Here is a 23,160-nt window from a genome sequence, read left to right as displayed (position 1 = left end):
TCAGAGCGCCTCTGCCCAGAGGTCGTACTCGTCGGCGTCGGTGACCCGCACCCAGACCTTGTCACCCGGCTTCAGCGGGTTGGCGCTGTCGACATAGACGTTGCCGTCGATTTCCGGGGCATCGGCATAGGAACGGCCGATGGCGCCCTGGTCGTCCACCTCGTCGATCAGCACCTCGATCTCGCGACCGATCTTGATCTGCAGGCGCGCGGCGGAGATGGCCTGCTGGTGCGCCATGAAGCGCTCCCAGCGCTCCTGCTTGACCTCGTCCGCCACCGGCTCCAGGCCCAGCTCGTTGGCGGGTGCGCCCTCGACCGGCGAGTACTGGAAGCAGCCGACGCGATCAAGCTGGGCCTCGGTGAGCCAGTCCAGCAGGTACTGGAAGTCTTCCTCGGTCTCGCCGGGAAAGCCGACGATGAAGGTGGAGCGGATGGTCAGCTCCGGGCAGATCTCGCGCCAGCGCTTGATGCGCGCCAGGGTCTTGTCCTCGAACGCCGGGCGCTTCATGGACTTGAGCACCTTGGGGCTGGCGTGCTGGAAGGGGATGTCCAGGTAGGGCAGCAGCTTGCCGGCGGCCATCAGCGGAATGACGTCGTCGACATTGGGGTAGGGGTAGACATAGTGCAGGCGCACCCAGACGCCCATGCCCGACAGCGCCTCGCACAGCTCCAGCATGCGCGTCTTGACCGGCTGGCCGTTCCAGAAGTCCAGCTTGTACTTGAGGTCGACGCCGTAGGCACTGGTGTCCTGGGAGATCACCAGCAGCTCCTTGACGCCGGCCTTGACCAGGCGCTCGGCCTCGGACAGCACGTCGCCCACCGGGCGGCTGACCAGCTTGCCGCGCATGGAGGGGATGATGCAGAAGCTGCAGCTGTGGTTGCAGCCTTCGGAAATCTTCAGGTAGGCGTAGTGGCGCGGGGTCAGCTTGATGCCCTGGGGCGGCACCAGATCGATCAGCGGATTGTGCTCCAGCTGCGGCGGCACCACCTCGTGCACGGCGCTGACCACCTGCTCGTACTGCTGCGGACCGGTCACCGCCAGCACGCTGGGATGCACGCCACGGATGTTGCCCTCGTCCACACCCATGCACCCGGTGACGATCACCTTGCCGTTCTCGGCGATGGCCTCGCCAATGGCGTCCAGGGACTCGGCCTTGGCGCTGTCGATGAAGCCGCAGGTGTTGACCACCACTACGTCGGCGTCTTCATAGGTCGGCACGATCTCGTAGCCTTCCATGCGCAGCTGGGTGAGGATGCGTTCGGAGTCGACGGTGGCCTTGGGACAGCCGAGGCTGACGAAACCGACCTTGGGGGCGGACGTTTGGATGGACATGGGCTAACCTCGGCGGGCGCTCAGGAGGCGCCTTGATCAAAAAACGCGCGATTCTAGCCATCTCTGCCGCTGCTTGGAAGGGGCAGGCAGGTCCTGGCGACCGCGCAGAGCTTTTTGCCGACCAAGGAGTCTATGGTGCTGGAAGCGCTGCGCTGAGAGGTTGCGCGCGCCACGCTACCGGCCTTTTCAACTTGATCCTGACGCCGCTTCGGCGCAGGATGCGCCGATTTTAGACTCTAGGAGCCCTGCATGAGCCGTCCGGAACACGAGCACGGTGGTAAAGCCCCTTCGGCCTTGGGAATGATCGTGCTCGCCACCGGTGTGGTATACGGCGACATCGGCACCAGTCCTCTCTATACCCTCAAGGAAGTCTTTTCGCCGCACTACGGCTTGCCGCTGAATCACGACAGTGTGCTCGGCATCCTGTCGCTGATCTTCTGGTCGCTCATCTGGGTGGTCACCCTTAAATACATCACCTTCGTCATGCGTGCCGACAACCAGGGCGAGGGCGGCATCATGGCGCTCACCGCCCTGGCCCGGCGTGCCGCCCAGGGCTCGCCGCGCCTGGCCACCACCCTGGTGCTGCTCGGGCTGTTCGGCGCCGCACTCTTCTATGGCGACAGCATGATCACCCCGGCGGTCTCGGTGCTGTCGGCGGTGGAGGGCCTGGAACTGGCCTTCGATGGCCTGGAAGCCTGGGTGGTGCCCATCGCCCTGGTGATCCTGGTCGGCATCTTCGCCATCCAGAAGCGCGGTACCGCCACCATCGGCAAGTTCTTCGGGCCGGTCATGGTGCTCTGGTTCACCACCCTGGGCGCCCTGGGTGTCTATGGTATCGTCCAGCAGCCCGAGGTGCTCAAGGCCTTCAATCCCTACTGGGCGGTGCAATTCTTCGCCGATAACCCGGTGAAGGGCTTCATCGTGCTGGGCGCGGCCGTGCTGGCGCTGACCGGCGCCGAGGCGCTCTACGCCGACATGGGGCACTTCGGCCGCAAGCCCATCGCCCGGGCCTGGCTGCTGCTGGTGCTGCCGGGGCTGGTGCTCAACTACTTCGGTCAGGGCGCGCTGCTGCTCGCCGATCCCGCGGCGGTGCGCAATCCCTTCTATCTGCTGGCCCCGGAATGGCTGCTGCTGCCGATGATCGGCCTGGCGACCCTGGCCACCGTCATCGCCTCCCAGGCGGTGATCACCGGCGCCTTCTCCATGACCCGCCAGGCCATCCAGCTGGGCTACATCCCGCGCATGCAGATCCAGCACACCTCCAGCCAGGAGCAGGGGCAGATCTACATTCCGCTGATGAACTGGGCGCTGATGCTGGGGGTGATCTTCCTGATCCTGACCTTCCAGTCCTCGGCCAACCTGGCCGAAGCCTACGGCGTGGCGGTGACCGGCACCATGCTGATCACCAGCTGCCTGGTGTCGGCGGTAATCCTGCTGCTGTGGAAATGGCCACGCTGGATCATGGTGCCGCTGCTGATCGGCTTCCTGCTGGTGGACGTGCTGTACTTCTCCGCCAATGCGCCGAAGATCTTTTCCGGCGGCTCCTTCCCGGTGATCGCCGGTATCGTCATCTTCATCCTGCTGACCACCTGGAAGCGGGGCCGGCAACTGGTGGTGGAGCGCCTGGACGACGGCGCGCTGCCGCTGCCGATCTTCATCAGCAGCATCCGCGCCCAACCGCCGTTCCGCGCCAAGGGCACCGCGGTGTTCCTGACCGCCCGTACCGACGTGGTCCCCCACGCCATGCTGCACAACCTGCTGCACAACCAGGTGCTGCACGAGCAGGTGGTGCTGCTCACGGTGCGCTACGAGGATCGTCCGCGGGTGTCGCGCGGCGAGCGCATGGAGGTCGAGGACTTCGGTGATGGCTTCTATCGGGTGGTGTTGCACTACGGCTTCATGGACGAACCGGACATTCCCCTGGCGCTCAGCCATTGCCCCTATCCGGGACTGGATTTCACGCCGATGCGTACCACCTACTTCCTCAGCCGGGAGACGGTCATCGCCTCCAAGCGCCTGGGCATGGCGCCCTGGCGCGAGAATCTCTTCGTCTTCCTGATGAAGAACGCCAACGGCAACCTGAGATTCTTCAAGCTGCCGGTGAACCGGGTGATCGAACTGGGTACCCAGGTGGAGATCTAGCCGAGCGCGAAAAGCACAAAGGCCCCAGCAGGGGCCTTTTCTTTGCCTAGTTGAACACTGGCGGGGGGAGGGCGTCGGGATCGGTGATGAAGGGCATCTGCCAGCTGTCGAGGGTCTGGCCCCGGCTCTCCAGCTCGCTGCGTACCGTGCCGATGTAGCCGGCCAGGCGCAGGGGATCGGCGTAGTCCGCTTCGCCGAGCTGTTCTTCGGTATAGAGCGTCTTGCCCTGGGCATCCACCACGCCCAGTGCCAGGTCATGGCCATCCGCACCGGACGACACCACGCAGCCAAGGGGTTGGAAGGCATCCACCAGGATCTTGCTGGCGGCATCGGCGGAAAGCGGTGTGCTCATGTCGGGGGTCTCCGTGGCTGTTGCAGCCATAGACCGCGGGAGACCGGCTCCTTGTTCCGGCCGTTCGTCCGGGCCCGCAGGCCCGGACGGGATAGGCTATTGCGGCGTACGGGCCTCGATGGCCTTGACCATGAAGTCGGCCAGCTTGTCGTAGTTCTCGTCGAAGTGGTGACCGCCCGGACGCCCCAGCTTCTCACCCGGCTGGCCCGGCTGGGTGCAACCGCTGTCGTCCTTCTCTTCCTCGCCATAGACGCAGAACAGCTTGGCGGCGGGGATCTTGCTGGTTTCCGGCAGGGTGTCGGCTTCGTCACCCGGCTTGCCCAGCCAGCCTTCCACGGCGATCTCGAAGTTGCTCTTGCGGCTGAAAGCCAGCAGCAGCAGCGAGGTCACCTGGTCCTGATCCGCCTTGGGCAGGCGGTTGTAGACCGCCGGCAGGATGTCGGCGCCAAAGGAGTAACCGGCCAGCACGAAGTGCTTGGCGTTCCACTTCTCGCGGTATTCCTGCATCAGGTTGGCCAGGTCGGCGGCCACCTGTTCCGGACTCTTGTGCTGCCAGAAGTAGCGCAGCGCATCCACACCCACCACCGGATAGCCCGCTTCGTTCATGGCCTGGGCGGAGAGGCGGTCGATGTCGCGCCAGCCGCCGTCACCGGAGTAGAAGATGGTCACCACGTCGGGATGGCCGGGCTTGACGTCGGGATCTGCCGGCATCTCGATGGTCGGGATGTCGTTGTGCTGACCCAGCAGGCGGTTCTTGAGCTGGGTACGCAGCACCACCGGCAGGGCGGTGCCGTAGTCGGCGATGGTCAGGTCGGCATTGCTCTGTTGACGCACGAAGATCGCCGAATCATCGGTCGGATGATCGTTCCAGGCGATGTGCCACTGGCCGGCTGCCGCCTTGGCGGGCAGGGCGTCCGGGCAATCCAGGGTTTCCAGGTTGAAGCCGACGCTCAGGGCGGCGGCCTTCGGGTTGTCCTGGGTGGCCAGCCAGCGCCAGGCGCGGGCAGCGCCCGGGCCGATGCCGCCGACAAAGGTCGGCGCGCCGCTCAGCTGCTTGGCGGCGGCGGCGAAGTCGTCGTTCTGCGCCTGGCAGTTGTTGGAGACCTGGACCTCGTACTGGACGATCTCGGCGCCGGTGTTGGTCGCCAGCCCCAGCAGATCGGCGTCCGCCAGCTGCAGATCCGCAGGTGTGGCCAGAACCACGCGAGCGTGTGGCTCGCCCTTGGGCGCGGCCATGGTCAGCAGGCGACCGTCCGGCTGCGCCATGACCTTGACCTGGGGCGCCGAGGGCCAGCGATGGAGCCACCACCAGCCGAGGCCCCCCGCGATCAGCAGGATGACGAGCAGTACTGCGAGTGCACGTTTCAGCATAGGAGTCTCAACGTTTGACCAGGCCGGTATAACCCCCGGCGATTAGGGCGGCGGTATCGGCGAAGGCGACCAGGGGGTCCAGGCCGGCGGGGACCGCCATGTAGCGCGGTTCCCATTCCGGATCGAACTTGTCCTTGAAGCGCCGCAACCCCTGGAAGTTATAGAACTGTTCGCCACGTCTGAACACCATGGCGCCCAGACGCTGGGTGATGGGGGCGCCGCGGCGGGGATGCAGGCCGGCCAGCGGGACCATGCCCAGGGAGAAGCGCGCGAAGCCGGCGGCCTTGAAGTGCAGGATCAGCCCGAGCATGAGGAATTCCATGGTCTGCTTGGGCGCATCCGCGGTGACCCGCATCAGGTCGATGCTGGCCAGATCCGGGCGTTCGGTCTCCAGGAGGTTGGCGAAGGCCACCGCCTTGCCCTGGAAGCGCACCACGGCGATGCGGAAGTGCCTGAGATAGGTCGGATCGAAGCGACCCAGGGAAAAGCCCTTCTCGCGCACCTGCTTGCTTTCCAGCCAGACGTCGGAGATGGCCTTGAGCTCGTCCAGGGGCGCCTCGCCCGGGGCGTGGAATTCGATGGCCAGGCCATCGCGCTGACCACGATTCCAGGTGTATCTGAGGTCCTTCTTGCCCTTGCTGTCGAGATCGAAGGCATGCAAGTCGACCCGCGCCTCTTCGCCGAGCTTGAGCGCGGTGAGACCGATGTCCATGTAGAAGGGCAGGTTCTCCGCCCGTACCTGGTAGAACACCGGGCGTGCATGGTGCAGGTCGCAGAGGTCGCGGAATTTCCAGATCAGCTCGGCGCGGGGCTGGGAGCGGCCGATGGGATCGAACAGGGCGATCAGGCTGCGGCCCCGCCGTCCGTACATCAGGAAGGCATCGTCGCTTTCGTGGAAGAGCAGGGCCTTGTCCCCGGTCATCACCAGGCCGCCATCCGGCTGGCTGGACTTGCGCACGATGCCGAAGGCGCGCTCGAGCTCGGCGCCGGTGGGCGCTTCGATGGGCGGCGGCGCGGCGCGCAGCAGCCAGCCCAGGGCGATGATCAGCAGCAGGACGGAGCTGCCCAGGGCGGCCCGCAGGCCGCGCGGGGCATCGGCGTCCAGCGCGAATTGCCACCACAGACGCGTTTCGTAGGGGACATCCTGGTAGGCGAACAGCAGCAGCCACACCGAGGCGGCGACCACGCAGATGCTGGCGGTCACGTACAGCGGCGAGAAGGGCTGCTCCATCAGCCGGCTGCGGCGATAGAAGGATTTACGAAAGATGGCGAGCAGCGCGGCCGTCATCGCCAGAATGGAGGCTTCCTCCCAGTCGAAACCTTTCAACAGGGACAGCAGGCAGCCCAGCAGCAGCAAAACCAAGGTCACCGCCCAAGCCGCGGAGAGGCGCCGGCGCAATCCCTGCGCCAGCAATAGACAGACGACGCCGATCAGGCTCGCGCCCAGGTGGGAGGCATCGATCAGCCGCTGGGGGAGCAGGAAGTCCATGCCCTCCAGGCGGGTGTCTATTTCAGGGGTGACCCCAGAAAAAAGCAGCACCACCCCAGAAAAAAAAACCAGGATGGCGAGGATGGGTGCGGCCAGGCCGGAGGCGACCCGTACGGCCGGGCTGTTCGACAGCAGGCGCCGGCCTTCGCTGAACAGCAGCACCAGGCAGGCGATCACGAACGGCAGCAGCACATAGAAGAGGCGGTAGACCACCAGCGCCGCGGCCAGCTGCGCGGCGCCCAGCTCATTGGCGAAGGCGGCCAGTAGTACCGCTTCGAACACGCCGACACCGCCCGGAACATGGCTGAGCACCCCGGCGGCCAGGGCCAGCAGGTAGACCAGCAGGAAGGCACCGAAGGGCGGCGCCGTGGGCAGCAATAGATAGAGCACCATCGAGGCGGCGGTCACGTCGAGGATGGTGATCACCAGCTGCAGCACGGACAGCCGCAGGGTCGGCAGGCGCAGGGCGCGCTTGCCGATGCGGAAGTGCAGGGCATGGGCGCAGGGCTGCTCGGGCGCGCGCCAGCGACGCAGCGCCAGGATGCCCACGGCATAGCCGATCAGGATCAGGGCAGCCACCGTGACGATGACAGCTTCCGGCACGCGCAGGGCCTGGGTGGAGGCCGGCAGGTTGGTCAGGGCGGCGATGGCGGCCAGCGGCGGCAGGGCGGTGCCCAGCGCCAGACTGGAGAATACCGTCATCTGCGCCACTTCCAAGGCACTGAGCCCCTGACGGGCATAGAGGCGATAGCGCACCGAGCCGCCGGACAGCATGGACAGGCCGATCGCGTTGCCGATGGCGAAGGCGGTAAGACCACCCATGGTCCAGGTTCGGGCCGGCAACTTGACGTCGGCGAAGCGCATGGCCGACCACTCGTAACCGAGCAGGATGGTGAAACCGGCGGCCGCGGCGATGAGGGCGCCGATCAGCGAGGAATGGGGGATATCGTGGAGGGCATCGTGGAGGGCTTCGCCATCGATGCTGCTGAGCAGGTGCCAGCAGACCACCAAGGCGGCGGCGAACAGTACCAGGGTGACGCCCAGTTCGATGGGTTGTCGATAGGCCGTCAACCGCTCCAGAAGGCGCCAGGGTAGCGCTTGAGGGGGCGCTACGGGGTGGTCCGCAGGGGATGCCGGCTTCGAGGAGACCTCTTTGGCTGGATCAGGTGCAGTCATGCAAACTCCTCTAGACAGGAACGCGCGTCAGATTACTGGTCGCGCGCGGTTTGCCAAGCCTTGTACAGATAAAAAAGCTCTATACCAACCTTTGTAGCTCTTGCAGCTGCCAAGTTCGCACCGCTTGGATCTGACCTGGGTCAAATTCAGCGCAAAAAAAAACCACTCAAGAGAGTGGTTTTTTCGAATTTGGTTGCGGGAGCTGGATTTGAACCAACGACCTTCGGGTTATGAGCCCGACGAGCTACCAGACTGCTCCATCCCGCGTCCGATGGGGCTCAGTATAGGGCCAAGGAAAAATTCGTCAAGAAAAATTTAATAGCGATCAAAGGCTTATTTACCAATCAGGGGTGGGCCTACTTGTCGCCATCGCTTTTCTGCATCTGCACGGATGCCTTTTCACCGCTCGAGCGATTCTGTTGATCCGACTGGTCGCGATCGAAGCAGCCACCCAGCATGAGGCTGAGGAGCAGGGCGGAGGACAGGAGTAGAGGGCGTTTCATGAGGGTTCTCCTAGAGGTACGTCCTCAGTCGACCTGTCCTGGCGGCAAAGAGTCCGGAAACCCGATGAGAGTGCCTCTTCAATCAAGTGAGAAGGTGATAGCAAAACGCCGCTAAGCGGTTAAGGCGGGTGGTGGCCATGTGCTATCCTCGATGAGTGTTATGGAGAACCTCATGCAGCCTTCCCAGGATTCGAGTTGTCTGGATCAGCGCATCATGCGCGTGATGGATCACGATATAGCGACACTGGTCGCCCAGTTGTGCAATCTTTCCCTGGCGCTGACCGGCAGCAGTGCCAAAGGCGCGGCGGAGATGGCACTTCAGGTCGTGGAGAAAGTCGAATTGCTCGTCGACGACATGCAGACGCTCCGCGCCGCTGCGCAGGAATTGCTGGACACCACGTCCCGCCATGTTCGCTCCGGCCATATAGAAGATCGGACCGCCATCGCCGGCGACGAGAGTGCACCTTTCGACGATGGGCAGCGCGACCGGACCGTTTGACCAGGAAAGTCCAAGGGGCCGCCATGAATCTCCTGCTGGAAACCTTGCTCCACCATCTCCAGGGCCTGGGTCGCATCGAGTTCTTCGAGCGCAGCGAGCATTTCGCACGATTGATGATCACCACACCCGACGGCGTGATCGCCGAACGCCACCTTTATTACGATCAGCTGCACCACGCCCACGATCTCAAGGCGGTGGTCGATGAGCTGCGCGAAGAGGTCGTGCACCGGCAACGCCTGCTGCAAGACGTCGGTTGACGGGTGATTCGTCGTTCGCCATGGACAAATCCGGGCGGTCTTGGCTTACTGTACGGATAATCAGCCGTCATGCCCGGCCCGGCATCTCCTCCCATGGCTCCGGACAATTCTCTCGCCCAGCTCCCACCCAAGCGCCAGCGCAAGATCATTCATGTCGACTGTGACTGCTTCTATGCGTCCATCGAGATGCGTGACGATCCGCGCCTGGGCGGCAAGCCGCTGGCGGTAGGCGGGACCCCCGATCGGCGCGGGGTGGTCGCCACCTGCAACTACGAAGCCCGGGCCTTCGGGGTGCGTTCGGCCATGTCCTCCCATCAGGCGCAGAAACTCTGTCCCGACCTGGTGTTCGTCAAGCCGCGCTTCGAGGTCTACAAGGAGGTGTCGCGGCAGATCCACGGGATCTTCCAGGACTACACCGAGCTGATCGAGCCGCTGTCCCTCGACGAAGCCTACCTGGATGTCACCCAGTGCGAGCTGTTCAACGGCAGTGCTACCCTGATCGCCCGCGATATCCGCAGGCGGGTGTGGCAGGAGCTCAACATCACGGTGTCCGCCGGGGTCGCGCCCAACAAGTTTCTCGCCAAGATCGCCAGCGACTGGAAAAAGCCCAACGGGCTGTTCGTCATCGCTCCCCACGAGGTGGCTGACTTCGTCGCCGCGCTGCCGGTGGCCAAGCTGCACGGCGTCGGCAAGGTCACCGCCGACAAGCTCAAGCGTCGCGGCATCGTCCTCTGCAGCGATCTGCAGACCTGGTCGCGCTTCGATCTGCTGCGCGAATTCGGCAGCTTCGGCGAGCGCCTCTGGTCGCTGGCCCATGGCATCGACGAGCGCCAGGTCAAAGTGGACAGCCAGCGGCAGTCGGCCAGCGTGGAACGCACCTATGACCGCGACCTGCCCGACGCTGCCGCCTGTGCACAGGAATTGCCCGACTTGCTGGCCAAGCTCGAAGAGCGCCTGACGCGGCTGGCGGACCGCTATCGCCCGGAGCGGCCCTTCATCAAGGTCAAATTCCACGACTTCACCCAGACCACCCTGGAGCAGCAGGGCGCCGGTCGCGATCTCGGCAGTTATCGGCGCCTGCTGGAGCAGGCCTACCGCCGGGGCAATCGGCCGGTACGGCTGCTGGGCGTGGGCGTGCGCCTGACCGATCTGCGCGAGGCGGCGCTGCAGCTGAGGCTGTTCGAGGACTAGCCCGCTAGAGCGGGCTCTTGGCCTGGGTCGACAGATTGACGATGGCCGCGTCCAGTTCTTCCAGCGCCGGGCTGGAGGTGGGAGCGCCCTGCTTGAGCAGGGTTTCGCTGTGCTGGCAGGCCGCGCGCAGCTGGGGTACGCCACAATAGCGGGTGGCGCCATGCAGGCGGTGAACACGCTCGATGAGGGCGATCCGATCGCCGTCTTCACGGGCCTGGCGGATGGCCTGGCGATCCGCGGCCAGGGAGGCGAGCAGCATGCTCAGGAGATCCTTGGCCAGATCCGGCTTGTTGGCGGCCAGCCGCAGGCCTTCGTCGGCATCCATCACCGGCAGGGTGGAGATGTCCTGGCCACCGCTGTTGAGGCTGGTGACCTCGGGCGCCGAGCTGTGCAGCAGGCGCAGGCCGGTCCACTTGAGGATGACCTGGGCCAGTTGCCGATCGCTGATGGGTTTGGTGAGGTAGTCGTCCATGCCGCTCTGCAGCAGGGCGCGTTTCTCGTTGGCCATGGCGTGGGCGGTGAGGGCGACGATGGGCACCGGGGTGCCGCCCTCGCTGGCTTCCCAGTCGCGGATCGCCTCGGTGGCCTGGCGTCCGTCCATGCCGGGCATCTGCACGTCCATGAACACCAGGTCGAAGCGCTCTTGCTGCACGGCTTCCACCGCGGCATAGCCGCTTTCCACCGCCGTGACCTGGGCGCCTAGGTCGGTCAGCAGGGTCTCCACCAGCAGCAGGTTGGCCGGATTGTCGTCCACGCAGAGCAGTCGCGGCGGGCGGTCGGTGATGCCCAGGCCCCCGCTTTCGTTGCGCTGCGGCCGCTGGTTGAGCAATTCCGCCACCGCCTGCTCCAGCTTGCGACTGCAGGCCGGCTTGGAATGCAGCTGGCAATGGACATCGGGCAGCGAGGCATGGAAGACCGCCTGGTCGGTGGTCGGGCAATAGACCAGGGTGTTGCAGTCCTGGCGGCCCAGTTCCCAGATGCGCTCGGTGAGCAGATCCGGCGGAATGCTGCGGGCGCTGACACCGAGTACCGCCAGGCTGACCGGCAACTTGCCGGAGGCCGGATGGGCGACGGCTTCGCTGAGCTGCTCGAGGGTCTCGAACGGCTCCACGCTCAGGCCGCATTCTTCCAGCTGGTGCTGCAGCGCCTGGCGGGTGAGGGGGTGGGGCTCCACCAGGCCGACGCGGCGACCGGCCAGGGCGATGCGCTTGTGGCTCTCGACGCTGCCATGGGCTTTGGGCAGGTTGAGGGTGATCCAGAATTCCGAGCCCTCGCCGGGGATGCTTTCCAGACCGATCTCGCCGCCCATCTGCTCGATCAGGCGCTTGGAGATGACCAGGCCGAGGCCGGTGCCGCCGGCCTGGCGGGTCAGGGAGTTGTCGGCCTGGGAGAAGGCCTGGAACAGCATCTGCCGGTCTTCGTCGGTGAGGCCGACGCCGGTGTCCTGGACACTGATGCGCAGCTGGGCGTGGTCGTCGGTCTCTTCCTCGACCATGGCCCGCACGGCGATGGTGCCGGAGTGGGTGAACTTGATGGCATTGCTCACCAGGTTGGTGAGTACCTGGCGCAGGCGCTGCGGATCGCCGACCAGGTGGGTCGGGGTGTCGCGATAGACCAGGCAGACCAGTTCCAGGTGCTTTTCATGGGCCGAGGGCGCCAGGATGGTCAGGGTGTCCTGGATCATGTCGCGCAGGTTGAACGGCAGATTCTCCAGCACCAGCTTGCCGGCTTCGATCTTCGAGAAGTCGAGGATCTCGTTGATGATGCCCAGCAGGCTCTCGGCGGAATTCTGGATGGTGCTCAGGTAATCCTGCTGGCGCGGGGTCAGTTCGCTCTTCTGCATCAGGTTGGTGAAGCCGATGATGCCATTGAGCGGGGTGCGGATCTCGTGGCTCATGTTGGCCAGGAATTCCGACTTGATGCGGCTGGCCTCCAGCGCGGCCTTGCGCGCCAGATCCAGTTCGATGTTCTGGATCTCGATGGTCTCCAGATTCTGGCGCACGTCCTCGGTGGCCTGGTCGATGTTGTTCTGCATCTCGAACTGGGCGTTTTCCATGGCTTCGGCCATGCGATTGATGCCGGTGGCCAGTTCGTCGAATTCGGGACTGCCGAGCTGGGTCGGCAGGCGGGTCTCCAGGCGACCTTCCTGCAACTGGCTGACGCCCTGGGCGATCACCTGCAGCGGTCGGTTGATGCGCCGACCCATGCGCACCGCGATGAAGGCGGTGAAGGCCAGGCCGAGCAGGATCAGCAGGAGGCCGGCCACCAGGTTGCGATAGCCGCGCAGCAGGGTGGCGTGATGGGAGAGTTCGAGCTGGATCCAGCCCAGCGTCTGGGGGGTGGCCGGGTTGCCGTCGCTGCGGGTCAGGCGCAGGTCGTGGGTCTGCACCGGCAGGTTGAAGTGGGTGATGTCCAGGCCGGATCTCATGCTGATGGTCTGGTAGTCGCGCCCGGTGAGCTCAACCGTCATCGAGGGACCGGCGTGGGCGAGGACGTTGCCGTCGGCATCCAGGAAGGTGATGGCGCGGACATCGGCCTGGTCGAGGGCGCGCTGGGCGATGCGGTTGAGCTGGTCGTTGTCGCCGGTGCGCATGGCCGGGGCGATGAGCGGCGCCATCTGCTGGGCCACCAGCTGGCCGTGCTCGATGAGCTGGCTGCGCATGTCGGACAGCTGCACCCAGCTGAAGTAGACCCCCAGCAGGGCCGCCATGCAGCAGGTCGGGAGGACGCTCAACAGCAGGATGCGCCCCTTGAGTCCCAATTCGTCCAGCACTGCACGTCCCCCAAAGGAAATTTGGCCAGTCTAACCCCTTTACCAAATGTAAAGAGAGTCTTTGCGAAAGGGGTCGCACCCCCTGGCGCTCTGATTCGAGAAAATCCGCGAAGGCTGCCACGGTCCCTGGCCGCGGTGCACAACCATTGAACCCATCGGCGGTCTGGTAGGGACTGCCGGTCGTTCCGGTGCGGTTGCGTTCGAGGAGATCCTTTGAAGAAGAGTTGCAGTCTGATGCTGGCGGGGGCCCTGTTGCTGGGGACCGGCTGGCTGGCGCCGACCCAGGCCCAGGAGCCGAAGAAGACCACCCTGGTGGAGCGGGGGTCGATGTACTACAGCTTCGAGACGCACCTGCTCGACTCGGCGGATGGCAAGCGCCGCTATCGGGTCTATATCGGTATTCCCAAGCAGCCGGCGCCGATGATGGGCTATCCCGCGCTGTTCCTGCTCGATGGCGATGCCGCCCTGGCGCAACTCCAGGATGTCTGGCTGTCGCCCCATAAGCTGAAGAGTGCCCCGGTGCTGGTGGCGATCGGCTACGCCGATGCCGCGGACGCCATGCAGGAGCGCACCTACGACTACACCCCGGCGGTGGGCAATGGCCGCGCCCGCGATGACGTGCGCAAGGACTGGCCGGCAGGAGGCTCGCGGGCCTTTCTCGACCTGATCGAGCAGCGCATCAAGCCGCTGCTGACCCAGAGCGTGCCGGTGGATCCCAATCGCCAGACGCTGTGGGGCCATGGCTACGGCGGCCTCTTCGTGCTCGACACCCTTTATAGACAGCCGCAGGCGTTCCAGCGCTATGTGGCGAGCGATGTCGCCTTCGGCTGGCAGCAGGGCTTCATTCTCAAGCGGGCGCAGGAATTCCAGGGCGTGGGCGGGGCCCGGCCGGTGCAGCTCTGGCTGTATTCCGGTACCGAGGACCTGACCCGCAAGGTGGCGCCCGATGCCGCCAAGCGACTGGCCGAGCGTCTGGCCGGACTGCCGGGGATGCAGGTGACGCCCGAGATACGGCCCAACCTGGGTCCGGAGGGGGTGCTGTCAGTGAGCCTGCCCGCGGCCCTGGAAGTGGCCAGCGACGGTGCCGCCACGCGCCGACCCTAGCCAGGCGCCGGACGGGTAGGGTCGGCGGGGCTTTGGGAGTATCATGGAAGGCTTTCACCCTTGGCGGAACGAGCTGATTCATGAGTCTGCACTATCCCACCATCGCCGATTGCATCGGTAACACACCGCTGGTGCGCCTGCAGCGCCTGGCCGGCGACACCCGCAGTACCGTGCTGCTCAAGCTGGAAGGCAACAATCCGGCGGGCTCGGTCAAGGACCGCCCGGCGCTGTCGATGATCCGCCAGGCCGAGGCCCGCGGCGACATCCAGCCCGGGGATACCCTGATCGAGGCCACCTCCGGCAATACCGGGATCGCCCTGGCCATGGCGGCGGCCATCATGGGTTACCGCATGATCCTGATCATGCCCGACAACTCCAGTGCCGAGCGCAAGGCGGCCATGACCGCCTATGGCGCCGAGTTGATCCTGGTGAGCAGGGAAGACGGCATGGAAGGGGCGCGGGATCTGGCCACCCGCATGCAGGCCGAAGGTCGCGGCAAGGTGCTCGACCAGTTCGGCAATGGCGACAATCCGGTGGCCCACTACCTGGGTACCGGTCCGGAAATCTGGCGCCAGACCCATGGCAGCATCACCCATTTCGTCAGCTCCATGGGCACCACCGGGACCATCATGGGCACCTCGCGCTACCTCAAGGAGCAGAATCCCAAGGTGCAGATCGTCGGTCTGCAGCCGGAGGAGGGCGCGGCCATCCCCGGCATCCGTCGCTGGCCGGAGGCCTATCTGCCAAAGATCTACGAGGCCAGCCGCGTGGATCGCATCATCGACATGGGCCAGCAGGAAGCCGAGGACACCATGCGCCGCCTGGCGCGGGAAGAAGGCATCTTCTGTGGCGTGTCGTCCGGTGGTTCGGTGGCGGGCGCCCTGCGCATCGCCCGGGAAGTGGACAATGCGGTGATCGTCGCGATCATCTGTGACCGAGGCGATCGCTACCTGTCGACCGGCGTCTATGACGCGCGCTAAGCGGGGCGGTGGCGGACTGCGCTTCCAGCCGGCCGGTGGCGCCCGGGCGACCGGGGTGCCGACCGGCAAGCGGCAGCTGCTGGGCATCGAGCGGCTGTCCCATGACGGGCGCGGCATCGCTCACGAAGGCGGGCGGACCTGGTTCGTCGCCGGCGCCCTGCCGGGCGAAAGGGTCGAGGCGCGGGTGCTCGGTGCCCGCAGCCAGGTGGTCGAAGCCCGTACCCTTAGAGTGCTGGAGGCCAGTCCGCTGCGGCGTACGCCGCCCTGCAGCGTGGCCGACCGCTGCGGCGGTTGCACCCTGCAGCACCTGCCCCATGCCGATCAACTGACCCTCAAGCAGGAGGCCCTGGCCGAGCAGTTCCGCCGGCTGGCCGGGGTGCAGCCGCTGGCCTGGGCCGCGCCCATGGTCGGACCCGAATTCGGCTATCGCCGTCGCGCCCGCATCGCGGTGCGCTGGGACGAACGCCAGGGCCGCCTGGAGGTGGGCTTTCGCGCCGAAGCCAGCCAGGACATCGTCACCCCCGACGACTGCCTGGTGCTGGTGCCGGAACTGCAGCCCCTGCTGCGGGCGCTGCCGGAGCTGCTGAGCGGGCTGGAACGGCCCCAGGCGATCGGACATGTCGAACTCTTCCAGGGGACGGCAACCGCCTTGCTGGTGCGCCATACCCAGGCGCTGCTGCCGGGTGACCAGGCGCGCCTGCGCGACTTCTGCGCGGCGGCCGGCGTCCAGCTCTGGTGGCAGGGCAAGGGCGAGCCGCAACCGGACCAGGCCGACGCCAGGCTGGGCTATCGGCTGGCGCCCTGGGACCTGACGCTGGCCTATCAGCCGGGCGACTTCGTCCAGGTCAATGCCGCCATCAACGAAGCCATGGTCGCCCAGGCGCTGGACTGGCTGGCGCCCAAGGCCGACGACCGGGTCCTCGATCTCTTCTCCGGCCTCGGCAACTTCGCCTTGCCGCTGGCGCGGCAGGCGGCGGCCGTCACCGGGATCGAAGGGGTCGCGGCGATGACATCCCGGGCAATACAAAATGCGCGTGACAACGGCATCGGCAACGCGCACTTTCTACAGGTGGACCTGTCGAACCCGCTACCCGCCGATCTGGGCAGCCATTCGCTGGCGCTGCTGGATCCGCCGCGCGACGGTGCGCTGGAAGTGGTCCGGCAACTCAGCGGCCTGGGTATCGGGCGACTGGTCTATGTCTCCTGCAATCCGGCCACCCTGGCGCGGGACGCGGGAGAGTTGGTCCGACAGGGCTATCGCATGACAAGAGCGGGCATTCTCGACATGTTCCCGCAGACCGCCCATGTGGAAGCCATGGTGTTGTTCGAAGCGGGCGGGATGCCCGGGTAACGACGGCTCGCCAACCGATGCGAGCCAATCCGGCGAAGGCACCGCCGTGAGGAAGGGGTAGATGGTACAGGTCAGAGCGCATCAGCCAGTCAACGTCGATGGCAGCATCAACCTTCACGCCTGGCTGGATCACATCCAGAGCGTGGATCCGAATCTCGATCGCGAGACCTTGCTGGATGCCTGCGGCTTCGCCCGCACGGCGGAGGAGAATTCCGGCCAGGTCGAGCACACCTGGGCGGAGGGTACCTCCAGTTTCCACACCGGGCTGGAGATGGCCGAGATCCTGGCCGATCTCAAGCTGGATCAGGACAGCCTGATCGCGGCCATCGTCTACCGGGCGGTGCGCGAGGGCAAGGCGACCCTGGAGTCGGCCGCGGAGCATTTCGGGCCGGTGGTGGCCAAGCTGATCGAAGGCGTGCTGCGCATGGCGGCGATCAGCGAGAGTCTCAATCCGCGCAAGTCCATGGTGCTGGGCAGTCAGACCCAGGTCGACAACCTGCGGCGCATGCTGGTGGCCATGGTCGACGACGTGCGCGTGGCCCTGATCAAGCTGGCCGAGCGCACCTGCGCCATCCGTGCGGTCAAGAACGCCACCGAAGAGCGCCGCAACCGGGTGGCTCGCGAAGTGGCCGACATCTATGCGCCCCTGGCCCACCGCCTGGGCATCGGTCATATCAAGTGGGAGCTGGAGGACCTGTCCTTCCGTTACCTGGAGCCCCAGCAGTACAAGCAGATCGCGACCCTGCTGCACGAGCGGCGGCTGGATCGCGAGCAGTACATCGCCGATGTCATGCAGCAGCTGCGTGACGAACTCACCGCCACCGGTATCAAGTCCGACATCAGCGGCCGGGCCAAGCACATCTATTCCATCTGGCGGAAGATGCAGCGCAAGGGCCTGGAGTTCAGCCAGATATACGACGTGCGCGCGGTGCGGGTGCTGGTACCCGAGGTGCGTGACTGCTACACCGCGTTGGGTATCGTGCATACCCTGTGGCGGCACATTCCCCGCGAGTTCGACGACTATATCGCCAACCCGAAGGAGAACGGCTACCGTTCCCTGCACACTGCGGTGATCGGTCCGGAGGGCAAGGTGCTGGAGGTGCAGATCCGTACCCACGCCATGCACGAAGAGGCCGAACTGGGGGTCTGCGCCCACTGGCGCTACAAGGGCACCGATGTCAAGTCGGCCTCCAACCACTACGAAGAGAAGATCTCCTGGTTGCGCCAGGTGCTGGAATGGCACGAGGAGCTGGGCGACATCGGCGGCCTGGCCGACCAGTTGCGCGTCGACATCGAGCCGGACCGGGTCTATGTCTTCACTCCCGACGGCCACGCCATCGACCTGCCCAAGGGCGCGACGCCGCTGGACTTCGCCTATCGGGTGCACACCGAGATCGGCCACAACTGCCGTGGCGCCAAGATCAACGGCCGCATCGTGCCGCTGAACTACCAGCTGCAGACCGGCGAGCAGGTGGAGATCATCACCGGCAAGCAGGGCTCGCCCAGCCGCGACTGGCTCAACCCCAACCTCGGCTACGTCAACACCTCGCGGGCCCGGGCCAAGATCGTCCACTGGTTCAAGTTCCAGGCGCGTGACCAGAACGTTGCCGCCGGCAAGGCCATGGTCGAGCGCGAGTTGTCGCGCCTGGCGCTGCCGCCGGTGGACTTCAATACGCTGGCCGAGAAGGTCAACTACAAGGGTGCCGAGGACATGCTGGCGGCCCTGGGCGCCGGTGACCTGCGCCTGGCCCATGTGATGCACGCCGCCCAGCAGCTGGTGGAGCCGGACAAGGGCGTCGATACCCTCGATCTCCTGCCGCGCAAGCCGACCAACAAGCCGGGCAAGCGCGGCGATGTGCAGATCCAGGGGGTGGGCAATCTGCTCACCCAGATCGCCGGGTGCTGCCAGCCGGTGCCGGGCGATGCCATCGTCGGCTACATCACCCTGGGGCGCGGCGTGACCATCCACCGGCAGGACTGCGCCAACGCCCTGCAGCTGGCCAGTCGCGAGCCGGAACGGACCATCCAGGTGAGCTGGGGCCCGGTGCCGGTGCAGACCTATCCGGTCGATATCGTTATCAAGGCCTTCGACCGCTCCGGTCTGTTGCGCGATGTCTCGCAGATCCTGCTCAACGAGCGGATCAACGTGCTGGCGGTGAACACCCGCTCCAATCGCGAGGAAAACACTGCCAACATGCTGCTGACCATCGAGATCCCCGGCCTGGACGCCCTCGGTCGTCTGCTCGGACGGATCTCCCAGCTGCCCAACATCATCGAAGCCCGGCGCAATCGCGCCGCCTGAGCCGGTGACGATGCCCCCACGAGGCGCCTCCTGGCGCCTCGTTCTTTTTCCAGTGACAGGATTCACCCAATGTACAAGCTCGACGACCTGCTGCACCTCATGGCCCGGTTGCGCGACCCCCAACACGGCTGCCCCTGGGACCTGCGCCAGGACTACGCCAGCATCGTGCCCCACACCCTGGAAGAGGCCTACGAGGTCGCCGACGCCATCGCCCGGCGGGATTTTCCGCAGCTGCGCGACGAGCTGGGCGATCTGCTGTTCCAGGTCGTCTACTACAGCCAGCTGGGGCGCGAGGATGGCCATTTCGACTTTGCCCAGGTGGTGGATGGCATCACCCGCAAGCTGGTGCGACGCCACCCCCATGTCTTTCCCGATGGCGACCTGCATGGCCCGCTGGACCTGCCGCGGCTGGACGAGGCGACCATCAAGCGCCGCTGGGAAGAGATCAAGGCCGAGGAGCGGGCGGAAAAGGCCGCGGCGCCCGAGCAGCTGTCGCTGCTGGACGACGTGCCGGCCGCGCTGCCGGCCCTGAGTCGCGCGGCCAAGCTGCAGAAGCGTGCGGCCAATGTCGGCTTCGACTGGGCCGATGCCACGCCGGTGGTGGCCAAGATCCAGGAGGAACTGGACGAGGTGCGCGAGGCCATGGCCAACGGCCAGGCGGCCCAGGTGGCGGAAGAGGTCGGCGATCTGCTGTTCGTGATGGTCAACCTGGCGCGGCACCTGCAGGTCGACGCCGAAGACGCTCTGCGCCAGGCCAACGCCAAGTTCGAGCGGCGTTTCCGCTTCATCGAAGAGGCGCTGAAAGCCCAGGACCGCTCGCCCCAGGAGGCCAGTCTGGACGAGATGGATGCCCTGTGGGATGCCGCCAAGGTGGAAGAGAAGGGCGCCGTTGGGCATTCGTTGCGGCGGGGGTAGGGCAGGTTTTTGCGGGTTTTATCGCGGCCATGCCGGTGCGCCGTAGCGACCGGCCTGACTGGACTATCGCGGCCATGGGCCGCTCCTATAAAAGCATCACTCCCTGTAGGAGCGGCCCATGGCCGCGATAAGAGAATTGAGCTGGATATCTACGGCATCCGCTCCCAACCGTACGACAGATCCGGTTGGTCGGCCAGGTGCGCCGGGCACTTGCCCTTGAGGTGCCAGGCGAAGGCGATGATCTCGGCCAGGGTGCGATAGAGCGCCTCGGGGATTTCCGCGCCCAGCTCCAGGCGCGCCAGGATGCGCACCAGGTCGGCGTTCTCATAGATGGGCACCTCGTGCTCCCGGGCGGTGGCCAGGATGAGTTCCGCCAGTTCGGCGTCGCCCTTGGCGGAGAGGATGGGGGCGCTGCTGCCGTCATAGGACAGCGCGATGGCCTGGCGGGCGGCGGTCGTGCTCATGCGGTGTCGTCGATCCAGCGTTGTTCGAGGGAGGTGCGCGGATGGCGTGCGGGACGGCCCTGGCGGCTGCTGAGGTCGCCGACCACGAAGCCGGCGGCCAGCAGGCGCTCGCGCAGATGGGGCAATTCGGTATCGATCAGGGTGGCGGTGGCGCCTTTTTCCGCCCAGAACTCGCTCGACAGCCGGCCACTGGCCAGTTGCGCGCGTACCTGCAGCGGGCCGAGCGGCGCCAGATCGAAGGCCAGTTCCACCTTCCACAGGCTGTCGCGGGCTTCACCGCGGCTGTCCGGCGGCGGTCGTTCCTCCTGGAAGCGCACCTGCACCGCGCCAAGGCGCTCGCCATCGCGCCAGGGGATCTCGGTCTGCCAGGTGGAGAGGTAATAGCCGTCGGGCAAGACCTGGGTCTGCGCCAGGCTGGCGAGCTGGTGGGTCTGCAGCCGGGCGATGACGCCAGTGGCCAGTTGCAGCAATTCGTCGAGTTCGGCGTTGGCGGCACTGAGGCCGCGACCGTCGCGCTCACCCAGGGGAAAGTCCAGGGCGGTGGGCTGGCGACTGGCGGTGGCGGCGTCGCCCAGCGCCCGGCGCAAGGCATCGGGCAGATTCTGCTGGGCGGTTTGGATCGCGACCTGGGGATTGCGCAGGGCGTCGCCCGGCAGGCTCGCCAGTAGCCGATCCACCAGGCGCAGCAGGTTGGCCTTGAAGTCTTCCTGGAGCTCGGGACCGCCGCGATCCAGCAGTTGCTGCTCCAGTTGCAGACCGCTGCGCGCCAGGGCGCGCGCCCAGCCCTGCGGGGTGGTCAGGGCCTCGGTGTGTTCCAGATTGGCCAGCAGGGACTTGAGCGCCGCACCCACCGACGGTGGCAGGTCCGCCTCGGGGACGTCCTCCAGCCATTGCAGCAGGGCATTCATCGACAGCTGGCGCTGTCCCTGGCCCTGCAGTTGGCGGTCGATGTCGAGTTGGTCGAGGCGCTGCGCCATGGGCAGCACCGTGACCTCCTGGCTGTCCTTGATCACCACGGTCAGCAGGCTGCCCACCGGCACCGGGCGGGGCGATTCCAGCTTGAGCTGGCGACCTTCGAGACTGGAGCTCAGGGCCTTGGCGATCACCTCGTAGGTAGGCGCCGCACCGGGTGGCTGCTGCAGCAGGCTGCTCAGCACCCGCAATTGCAGGGTGGTGCCTACCGGCAACTGGCGCAGATCCAGTTGCTGCAGCGGCGGTGGTGGCGCGTCGCCTTCCAGGCTCTGCAGCAGTACGGCCAGCTGGGTGGAGCCGAGGGTGCTCACCAGCAGCTGGCTGCCCACCGGCAGGTTGTTGGTCGGACTCTGGGTGGTGAGCAGGACGCTGCCGCCCTCGGCCAGCTGCAGTTGCAGCAGGAACTGGAAGCTCTGGCCGGCCGGACGGGTGGCCAGCACCTCGGCGGTGGCCGTGCTGCCGGGCGGAATCAGGTCGTCGAGGGATTGCAGGGCCTGCAGGATCTGCGCCCCCGCGTCCGACGCCTGCGCCGCCGCGGCCCGCACGGGCAGGGCGGGCGAGACGCCAGCGCTGGGTTGGATCGCGGAGATGGAGGTCATCGGGCAGGTCCGGTGGAATCGCCTGTGTATAATGGCGCGCCTTCAAGGGCGTGTGCCGGGTTAACGGCCAGCGCCCGACCGACTTTAGTGCCGTGAGAACCCCTGTCTTGAATCAGCCCCTGCTCGACGCCGTCGCGCTCCGTTGCGAACGGGGCGGTCGCCTGCTGTTCGACGACCTGAGTCTGAGCGTGGCGGCGGGCGAATCGCTGCAGATCGGGGGCGTCAACGGCAGTGGCAAGACCAGCCTGCTGCGCATCCTGGCGGGACTGCTGCCGGCGGATGCCGGTACGGTACGCCGGCCCGCCGCCGCCGAACTGCTCTGGCTGGGGCATGCGCCCGGCATCGCCGAGGGGCTGACCGCGGCGGAAAATCTCCATAGCCTGGCCAATCTGTGGCGCCCGACGACGCGGGAGGCCTGCCGGGCCGCCCTGGCGGCGGAGGGGCTGGCCGACTGGACGGACGAGCCCTGCCGGCAGCTCTCGGCCGGCCAGCGTCGCCGCGTCGCCCTGGCCCGCCTCCAGCTGCCCGAGCCGCCGCGGCTGTGGTTGCTGGACGAACCCTTCACCGCCCTCGACGCCAGCACCTGCGCGCGGCTGGAAGCGCGCCTGCAGGCGCATTGCGCCGCGGGTGGTGCCCTGGTGCTGACCAGTCACCGCGAGCTGGAAGCCGCCCCGGCCGCCCATCGGCTGCTCTGGCTGGACGCTGGTCGATGAGCGGCGCCTGGCTGGCCATCCTCGGGCGCGAAGGGCGCCTGGCCTGGCGCCGACCGGCGCTGTGGCTCACGCCCCTGGCCTTCCATGCCTTGGTGGTGACCCTCTTTCCCCTGGCCCTGGGGCCCGATAGCCAGCAGCTGGCCGCTCTTGCGCCGGGACTCTTGTGGATCGCGCTGTTGCTGGCCCTGCTGCTGGGTCAGGAAGCCCTGTTTCGCAGCGAGTGGCAGGACGGCTCCCTGGAACTCTGGCTGCTGGCGCCCCAGCCCTTGCCGCTGCTGGTCCTGCTCAAGCTGCTGGTGCACTGGTGCTTCGCCGGCCTCGGCCTGGTGGCCCTGACGCCGGTACTGGCGCTGATGCTGGGGCTGCCCGCCGCGGCCCTGCCGGCGACCCTGGCGGCCCTGACCCTGGGCAGTCTGGCCCTGACCCTGATCGGCGCCATCGGCGCGGCCCTCACCGTGGGCCTGGCCCGTGGCGGGCTGCTGCTGGCGCTGCTCAATCTGCCGCTACAGATCCCGGTGCTGATCCTTGGCGCCAGCACCCTGGACGCGGCGCGGCTGGGCCTGCCGGTAGCGGGGCTGCTGCTCTGGCTGGGCTGCCTGACCCTGCTGGCCCTGACCCTGGCCCCCCTGGCGATCGCCGCCGGCCTGCGCATCGGCGCGGCCCAATGACGAGGAC

Annotated in this window: 19 protein-coding genes and 1 tRNA gene; 11 read left to right on the top strand and 9 right to left on the bottom strand. The window is 66.5% G+C overall.

Translation table 11 applies throughout. The annotated features are described in order from the left end of the window. Positions 1-1,326, bottom strand: a complete 1,326-nt coding sequence (rimO, locus tag QKY98_RS10390; protein ID WP_284670946.1) for a 30S ribosomal protein S12 methylthiotransferase RimO — start codon at positions 1,324-1,326, stop codon at positions 1-3. Positions 1,327-1,632: 306 nt separating this feature from the next. Here rimO and QKY98_RS10385 point away from each other — a divergent pair, with 306 nt between their 5' ends. Beyond that, the gene (locus tag QKY98_RS10385) at positions 1,633-3,474 is read left to right on the top strand and encodes a potassium transporter Kup (RefSeq protein ID WP_007158976.1); all 1,842 of its coding nucleotides are present in this window, start codon (positions 1,633-1,635) and stop codon (positions 3,472-3,474) included. Between the two features lie 46 nt (positions 3,475-3,520). Here the strand turns inward: QKY98_RS10385 and QKY98_RS10380 are convergent, their stop codons facing one another. From QKY98_RS10380 to QKY98_RS10360, 5 genes are all read right to left on the bottom strand, one after another. Continuing rightward, entirely contained in the window at positions 3,521-3,826 is a 306-nt protein-coding gene (locus QKY98_RS10380; RefSeq protein ID WP_027599859.1) for a hypothetical protein, read from the bottom strand. A 96-nt stretch (positions 3,827-3,922) separates the two neighbouring features. Continuing rightward, positions 3,923-5,197: a virulence factor family protein gene (locus QKY98_RS10375; protein ID WP_145248061.1), complete on the bottom strand. Its 1,275-nt coding sequence runs from the start codon at positions 5,195-5,197 to the stop codon at positions 3,923-3,925. Positions 5,198-5,204: 7 nt separating this feature from the next. Further along, positions 5,205-7,862: a bifunctional lysylphosphatidylglycerol flippase/synthetase MprF gene (gene mprF / locus QKY98_RS10370; RefSeq protein WP_027599857.1), complete on the bottom strand. Its 2,658-nt coding sequence runs from the start codon at positions 7,860-7,862 to the stop codon at positions 5,205-5,207. A gap of 190 nt (positions 7,863-8,052) precedes the next feature. Then, positions 8,053-8,129 (bottom strand) — tRNA-Met (locus QKY98_RS10365). An 89-nt stretch (positions 8,130-8,218) separates the two neighbouring features. After that, positions 8,219-8,365 (bottom strand): hypothetical protein, encoded by a 147-nt coding sequence (locus QKY98_RS10360; RefSeq protein WP_165904647.1) that lies wholly within the window; start codon positions 8,363-8,365, stop codon positions 8,219-8,221. A 172-nt stretch (positions 8,366-8,537) separates the two neighbouring features. Between QKY98_RS10360 and QKY98_RS10355 the strand changes: the two genes are divergently transcribed. From QKY98_RS10355 to dinB, 3 genes are all read left to right on the top strand, one after another. After that, positions 8,538-8,864 (top strand): hypothetical protein, encoded by a 327-nt coding sequence (locus QKY98_RS10355; protein WP_042133380.1) that lies wholly within the window; start codon positions 8,538-8,540, stop codon positions 8,862-8,864. Positions 8,865-8,887: 23 nt separating this feature from the next. Continuing rightward, positions 8,888-9,121: a hypothetical protein gene (locus QKY98_RS10350; protein ID WP_007158971.1), complete on the top strand. Its 234-nt coding sequence runs from the start codon at positions 8,888-8,890 to the stop codon at positions 9,119-9,121. Positions 9,122-9,214: 93 nt separating this feature from the next. Further along, complete coding sequence (dinB, locus tag QKY98_RS10345; protein WP_284670822.1) at positions 9,215-10,312, top strand: DNA polymerase IV; 1,098 nt, start codon at positions 9,215-9,217, stop codon at positions 10,310-10,312. Between the two features lie 4 nt (positions 10,313-10,316). Here the strand turns inward: dinB and QKY98_RS10340 are convergent, their stop codons facing one another. Next, on the bottom strand, positions 10,317-13,085 hold the full coding sequence (locus QKY98_RS10340) for a response regulator (RefSeq protein WP_044340751.1): 2,769 nt from the start codon (positions 13,083-13,085) through the stop codon (positions 10,317-10,319). 213 nt (positions 13,086-13,298) lie between these two features. On the opposite strand from QKY98_RS10340, the gene QKY98_RS10335 reads away from it, so the two are divergent. The 5 genes from QKY98_RS10335 to mazG all read left to right on the top strand — a co-directional run bounded on the left by QKY98_RS10335 (position 13,299) and on the right by mazG (position 19,737). Then, entirely contained in the window at positions 13,299-14,189 is an 891-nt protein-coding gene (locus QKY98_RS10335; protein WP_169742403.1) for an alpha/beta hydrolase, read from the top strand. 80 nt (positions 14,190-14,269) lie between these two features. Beyond that, the gene (gene cysM, locus QKY98_RS10330; RefSeq protein WP_007158967.1) at positions 14,270-15,169 is read left to right on the top strand and encodes a cysteine synthase CysM; all 900 of its coding nucleotides are present in this window, start codon (positions 14,270-14,272) and stop codon (positions 15,167-15,169) included. Continuing rightward, complete coding sequence (gene rlmD / locus QKY98_RS10325; protein ID WP_042133386.1) at positions 15,156-16,520, top strand: 23S rRNA (uracil(1939)-C(5))-methyltransferase RlmD; 1,365 nt, start codon at positions 15,156-15,158, stop codon at positions 16,518-16,520. Before cysM ends, rlmD begins: the two co-directional genes overlap by 14 nt. A 61-nt stretch (positions 16,521-16,581) precedes the next feature. After that, the gene (gene relA / locus QKY98_RS10320) at positions 16,582-18,822 is read left to right on the top strand and encodes a GTP diphosphokinase (RefSeq protein WP_007158965.1); all 2,241 of its coding nucleotides are present in this window, start codon (positions 16,582-16,584) and stop codon (positions 18,820-18,822) included. Between the two features lie 69 nt (positions 18,823-18,891). Next, on the top strand, positions 18,892-19,737 hold the full coding sequence (gene mazG / locus QKY98_RS10315) for a nucleoside triphosphate pyrophosphohydrolase (protein WP_284670821.1): 846 nt from the start codon (positions 18,892-18,894) through the stop codon (positions 19,735-19,737). A 149-nt stretch (positions 19,738-19,886) separates the two neighbouring features. On the opposite strand, the gene QKY98_RS10310 is transcribed toward mazG, so the two are convergent. Next, positions 19,887-20,201, bottom strand: a complete 315-nt coding sequence (locus QKY98_RS10310) for an EscU/YscU/HrcU family type III secretion system export apparatus switch protein (protein ID WP_007158963.1) — start codon at positions 20,199-20,201, stop codon at positions 19,887-19,889. Further along, a complete protein-coding gene (fliK, locus tag QKY98_RS10305; RefSeq protein WP_284670820.1) occupies positions 20,198-21,772 on the bottom strand; it encodes a flagellar hook-length control protein FliK in 1,575 nt (524 codons plus the stop codon). The genes QKY98_RS10310 and fliK overlap by 4 nt, the downstream gene beginning before the upstream one ends. A 107-nt stretch (positions 21,773-21,879) precedes the next feature. Here fliK and ccmA point away from each other — a divergent pair, with 107 nt between their 5' ends. Both ccmA and ccmB read left to right on the top strand, forming a co-directional pair. Continuing rightward, complete coding sequence (gene ccmA, locus QKY98_RS10300) at positions 21,880-22,485, top strand: cytochrome c biogenesis heme-transporting ATPase CcmA (protein ID WP_284670819.1); 606 nt, start codon at positions 21,880-21,882, stop codon at positions 22,483-22,485. Next, positions 22,482-23,153, top strand: a complete 672-nt coding sequence (gene ccmB, locus QKY98_RS10295; protein ID WP_027599850.1) for a heme exporter protein CcmB — start codon at positions 22,482-22,484, stop codon at positions 23,151-23,153. The genes ccmA and ccmB overlap by 4 nt, the downstream gene beginning before the upstream one ends. Positions 23,154-23,160: the final 7 nt, after the last annotated feature.

The sequence above is a fragment of the Pseudomonas sp. HR1 genome (assembly GCF_030175875.1).
Taxonomy (GTDB): domain Bacteria; phylum Pseudomonadota; class Gammaproteobacteria; order Pseudomonadales; family Pseudomonadaceae; genus Chryseomonas; species Chryseomonas oryzihabitans.
This window is presented reverse-complemented; position numbering and strand designations above follow the sequence as displayed.